Origin of the sequence: Azospirillum sp., assembly GCF_035627195.1 — a bacterium.
Taxonomy (GTDB): domain Bacteria; phylum Pseudomonadota; class Alphaproteobacteria; order Azospirillales; family Azospirillaceae; genus Azospirillum.
Genome location: NZ_DASPMG010000226.1, coordinates 1 through 4,804, shown reverse-complemented (window position 1 = coordinate 4,804; position 4,804 = coordinate 1). Strand labels below are relative to the sequence as shown.

Annotated in this window: 7 protein-coding genes; 5 read left to right on the top strand and 2 right to left on the bottom strand. The window is 71.0% G+C overall.

Translation table 11 applies throughout. The annotated features are described in order from the left end of the window. Nucleotides 1-141: 141 nt before the first annotated feature. Entirely contained in the window at nucleotides 142-978 is an 837-nt protein-coding gene (locus tag VED21_RS20740; protein WP_324885562.1) for a glycosyltransferase family 2 protein, read from the bottom strand. Nucleotides 979-1,187: 209 nt separating this feature from the next. Between VED21_RS20740 and VED21_RS20735 the strand changes: the two genes are divergently transcribed. The 5 genes from VED21_RS20735 to VED21_RS20715 all read left to right on the top strand — a co-directional run bounded on the left by VED21_RS20735 (nucleotide 1,188) and on the right by VED21_RS20715 (nucleotide 4,312). Beyond that, nucleotides 1,188-1,811 carry an ATP-dependent Clp protease proteolytic subunit gene (locus tag VED21_RS20735; RefSeq protein ID WP_324885560.1) on the top strand — a complete coding sequence of 208 codons (624 nt, stop codon included), beginning with the start codon at nucleotides 1,188-1,190 and terminating at the stop codon, nucleotides 1,809-1,811. Between the two features lie 90 nt (nucleotides 1,812-1,901). Beyond that, complete coding sequence (locus tag VED21_RS20730) at nucleotides 1,902-2,885, top strand: MBL fold metallo-hydrolase (RefSeq protein ID WP_324885558.1); 984 nt, start codon at nucleotides 1,902-1,904, stop codon at nucleotides 2,883-2,885. 58 nt (nucleotides 2,886-2,943) lie between these two features. Next, the gene (locus VED21_RS20725) at nucleotides 2,944-3,183 is read left to right on the top strand and encodes a hypothetical protein (RefSeq protein ID WP_324885556.1); all 240 of its coding nucleotides are present in this window, start codon (nucleotides 2,944-2,946) and stop codon (nucleotides 3,181-3,183) included. Then, on the top strand, nucleotides 3,180-3,581 hold the full coding sequence (locus tag VED21_RS20720; RefSeq protein WP_324885554.1) for a hypothetical protein: 402 nt from the start codon (nucleotides 3,180-3,182) through the stop codon (nucleotides 3,579-3,581). Before VED21_RS20725 ends, VED21_RS20720 begins: the two co-directional genes overlap by 4 nt. Nucleotides 3,582-3,748: 167 nt before the next feature. Beyond that, nucleotides 3,749-4,312 (top strand): hypothetical protein, encoded by a 564-nt coding sequence (locus tag VED21_RS20715; protein ID WP_324885552.1) that lies wholly within the window; start codon nucleotides 3,749-3,751, stop codon nucleotides 4,310-4,312. Nucleotides 4,313-4,339: 27 nt separating this feature from the next. Here the strand turns inward: VED21_RS20715 and VED21_RS20710 are convergent. Further along, a partial coding sequence (locus tag VED21_RS20710; RefSeq protein WP_324885550.1) for an adenine phosphoribosyltransferase occupies nucleotides 4,340-4,804 on the bottom strand: 465 nt, incomplete at its 5' end.

The window sequence follows — 4,804 nt, the reverse complement described above, 5'->3', positions numbered from 1 at the left end:
GGGAGGGACCCATGCGCAGCATGGGAGGGTGGGGGCAACGGCCTGTGTGGCAGGCGGGGACGCTGATCCTCGCGGACAACTTGCCCCCACCCTCCCGCCTTCGGCGGGCCCCTCCCTCCCCCGCCGGAGGCGAGGGAGGGGCTAGACGGCACCTTCGGTCGCGATGAATTCCTGGAAATTCGCCACGCGGCCGGCGCGGAAGGCCGCCTCGTAGGCGGCGTTGAGCGCGCGCTTGGCGGAGATGGCGGCGGCGAAGCGGGTGCGCAGCGACGGGTCGGCGATGCCCAGGCCGTCGCCCTCCAGGCGGGCCAGCACGTGGCGGTAGCAGCGCTCCGCCCGCTCCCCGGCGTCGGCGGCGAAGGTGATGGAGCCCTCGCGCTGGCGGTACTCGTACAGCGGGCGGGCGGCCAGGGGCAGACGGGGCACGCGGTCGAGCACCTGCACGTTGAAGACCACGTCGTCGCAGAAGTTCACGTCCTCCGCCCATTCCGGGACGAGGTCGCGGCGCACCACGAAGAACATCGGCACGGAGGTGGCGAGGAAGCCGTCGGCGTCCAGCGCGGCGGGTGCTGAGTCGGGCGCGAAGAGGGTGGAGAGCGGCGCGCCGTCCTCGTCGCGCACCACCGCCACGTTGTCGGCCGCCGCCCCGGCCTGGGCGGCCAGAGGGGCGAGGGTGGCGAGGCGGTCGGGCTCGTACCGGTCGTCGGCGTCCAGGGGGGCGATGAGGGGCAGGGTGGAGGCGCGCAGGCCGGCGTTGCGCGCCGCCGGGGCGCCGCCGCCGACGCGGCCGGTGGAGACGAAGCGCAGGCGCGGGTCGCGGATGCCCTCGGCCGCCAGCACGGCGGCGTAGTCGGCGCCGTCGTCGCTGACGACCACGGCCTCCCACCGCGCGTGGGTCTGCGCCAGCAGGCTGCGCACCGCGCGGCCGATGGTCGGCTGCGCCCGGTAGGCGGGAATGATGACCGAAACCCCGTGCATGCGCCGGTTTCCTTCCTTTGCCTATGGCGTGGGCATTAGCGGGTGGGCGGATGCGCTTTGTCAACGCAGCGGCATCGCGCCGCGCCGGCCTATGTCGGTTTGGTCGCGATTCTGGACGTGCGGGGCGTTGAACCCAAGGCGGTTACGGGCTATGTGGAGGTACGACGTGTGCTCGCCGCACGATGCCGTTACCAGGGAGACCCACACCGATGGCGCACGCCGGATACACCCGGTTCGACGACGAAGAACCCAAAGAGCCGGACGAGAAGAAGGAAGAAGCCCAACCTCCCTTCGCCGCGATCCAGCAGGCCCTGTTCAAGGCGCGCACGGTCCTGATCTTCGGTCAGATCGACATGAAGCTGGCGCAGGGCGTCACCGCCCAGCTGCTGGCCTTGGCGCACCAGAGCGACGAGCCGATCACCGTGGTGGTCAACTCGCCCGGCGGCCATGTGGAGGCCGGCGACACCATCCACGACATGATCCGCTTCGTGAAGGCGCCCGTGAAGATGCTGGGCACCGGCTGGGTGGCCTCGGCGGGCTGCCACATCTTCCTGGCGGCTAGCAAGGAAAACCGCTTCTGCCTGCCGAACACGCGCTTCCTGATCCACCAGCCGCTGGGCGGCACCGGTGGCCGGGCGACCGACATCGCCATCGAGGCGAAGGAGATCATCCGGATGCGTGAGCGCCTGAACAAGATCATCGCCCGCGAGACCGGCCAGCCGTTCGAGAAGGTGGCGAAGGACACCGACCGGAACTACTGGATGATGGCGGACGAGGCCAAGGAATACGGCATCGTTTCCCACATCATCGAGGGCATGGACCAGCTCGCCTGATCCGGCCCGCAAGGGACGTTTGGAAAGCCCCTCTCCCTCGTGGCGAGGGGCTTTTTTCGTCTTTTTCTCGATCGAGCGGTTGGGGATGCCATGGCCCGCGCTGCACGCTTTCCGGTGTCCGACCATTGCGATGGGCGGCGGTTCTTCAACCCGCCGCATTACCAGTCGACCGACAAGAGCCCGCGCGACCTGCTGCGCTTCTGGTCGCACCGCGGGTGGGAGCCCTGGCCGGAGCGGGTGGAGGATCCGCCGCAGCCGGTCCCGGCCCCGCCCGAACCGGGCACGCTGGCGGTCACCCACGTCGGCCACGCCACCTTTTTGGTACAGGCGGCGGGGCTCAGCCTGCTCACCGACCCGGTGTTCTCCGAACGCGCCGGGCCGTTCGGCCGGCTGGGGCCGAAGCGGGCGCGTCCGCCGGGCGTGCCGCTGGAGCGGCTGCCGGACCCCAACCTCGTTCTGGTCAGCCACGGGCATTACGACCACCTGGACCGGCCATCGCTGGCCGCGCTGGCCCGGCGCTTCGGCCCGCGGGCGATGGTGGGGCTGGGCAACGGGCCGCTGCTGAACGGCGACGGGTTCGCGCGGGTGGACGAGCTGGACTGGTGGCAGAGCGTGCCGGGGCCGGGCGGCTGCCGCGTCACCTTCGTGCCGGCGCAGCACTGGTCGGCCCGCGCGCCGTTCCGGCGCAACACCACGCTGTGGGGCGGCTTCGTGGTGGAGTCGGACGCGGGCACGCTGTACTTCGCCGGCGACACCGGATACGGCCCGCATTTCAGGGAGATCGGCGCCCGCTTCCCGCGCATCGACGTGGCGCTGCTGCCCATCGGCGCCTACGAGCCGCGCTGGTTCATGGCGCCACAGCACATGAACCCGGAGGAGGCGGTGGCGGCGCACGAGGATCTGGGGGCGCGGACCAGCGTCGCCATGCACTTCGGCACCTTCCGCCTGACGCCGGAGGCCATCGACGCGCCGGTGCGGGCGCTTGCGGCCGCGCTGGACCGGCGGGGGATCGCGGCGGAGCGCTTTGTCGTGCCGGCGTTCGGCGAGACCCATGTTTTTCACAGCCCCCCGTGACTGCCCGCGGAGGCCGCGCGTTCTACATTGTCGCCTTTGGGGGAAAACGGAGGGCGCCATGCGCTGGCTCCTCGTCTATGCTGGCACCTGCACGCTGCTGGTCGGCGTCGCCTTCGGTGCGTTGTGGGCGTTCGAAGGGGATGACGGGTTCGGCCTCAGCCTGCACGGGATCATCGCGCTGATCCTGGCCATCGTGCTGACCAGCGCGGTCGGCATCGGGCTGATGGCGCTGCTGTTCCATTCCAGCCGCAGCGGCCATGACGACGAGGTCGGCGTCTTCGACGAGAACGACGATTGACGACGCAAGCGGATGACATCGCGGAGCACGCCTGCGGCGCCTGCACCTTGTGCTGCAAGCTGATGCGCGTGCCCGAACTGGACAAGCCGGCCGCGCGGTGGTGCGCGCACTGCGCGCCGGACGCCGGCTGCCGCGTCTACGCGCAGCGGCCGGAGTCGTGCCGGGGCTTCCGCTGCCTGTGGCTGATGGACCGGCGCTTTCCCGACGCGCTGCGGCCGGACCGCTGCCACGCGCTGGTCGCCACCAACGGTGCCTCCGACGACTTCGTCGTGCACGTCGACCCGGACCATCCGGAGGCGGCGGACGCGCCCGCCGTGCGCGCGCTGCTCGCCGCGCTGCAAGCCAGCGGGCGGCGGGTCTACCGCCTGTGCGGCGATTCGGCCGAGCTGGTGGGCTGACGTTCGCGAGGTTGGCCTTCGGGGGGCTGACCTTCGAGCCTACCCGGACGGACGTGCTTCCCTATACGCGAGGAGTGTTGCGCGGAGGGACCCTGACCTCAACCTCAGTCCAGCGATCGATAGGGGGAGTGTCGGCGCACAGGAATCCGTCAGGCGAGGTCCGCGCGATGCTGTTCGAATTCGAGCCCTCGGGCGTCAACGACACCTACATCCGCCTGACGCGCAACGGCGTCAGCTGCATCCTGGCCCCGACCGATTCGTGGAACGGGATGCTGCGGGTCAATTACCTGGTCGCCGCCAACGTCGGCGGGGCGGAGCCGCACATGGTGTTCCGCTGCCTGGACGTCGGCTGGGACGACGGGCGCTTCTACTGGCGCGGCCGGGCATCGCCGGTGCTGGTGTCGTCGGCCATGGTGGAGGTGCTGGTCGACCGCGGGCTGGTCAGCGAGGAGGAGGCGGAGACCATGTCCTTCTCCACGCCCAACCCGTCCGGCACATCGGCCGCCGACAACGCGCTGATGCTGCGCGCCTCGCTGATGGGCTGCACCTTCTCGCCGATCTACGAGGACACCCCGGCGCCCTGGCGCGATTCGGCGCCGCCGCGGGTGGTGGGCTTCGCGCTGCGCACGCTGGCCGACCCCGGCGCCTTCATCCTGGAGGCCCGCGCCGGCCTGCCCATCCTCGACGCCCACGCCCGCGCAGCACTCCGCCGCCACGTCGGCGAGGGGTAGGGCGAGGGGTGAGCGGGGCTGCGTCCCTTACGAATCGTAGCTCATCAGCGCGGTGTAGGGGACGTCCAGGCGGTCGGCACCCTGCAGGAACGTCAGCTCGACCATGAAGGCGGCGGCGCGCACGTCGGCGCCGACGCTCTTGAGCAGGTGGATGGCCGCCGCCATGGTGCCGCCGGTGGCCAGCAGGTCGTCCAACACCACCACGCGCTGCCCCGGCTTGATGGCGTCGGCCTGCACCTCGATGGTGTCGGTGCCGTATTCCAGGTCGTAGGAGTGCTCGACCTTGTCGCCGGGCAGCTTGCCGCGCTTGCGCACCATGACGAAGCCCTTGCCCAACGCCAGCGCCAGCGGGGCGGCCAGCAGGAAGCCGCGGGATTCGATGCCCACCAGCAGGTCCGGTTCGTGCGGGCGGATGGCGTCGGCCAGCTGGCGGATCGCCTCCTGCCAGGCCTCGCCGTGCGCGAGCAGCGGGGAGATGTCGTAGAACAGGAT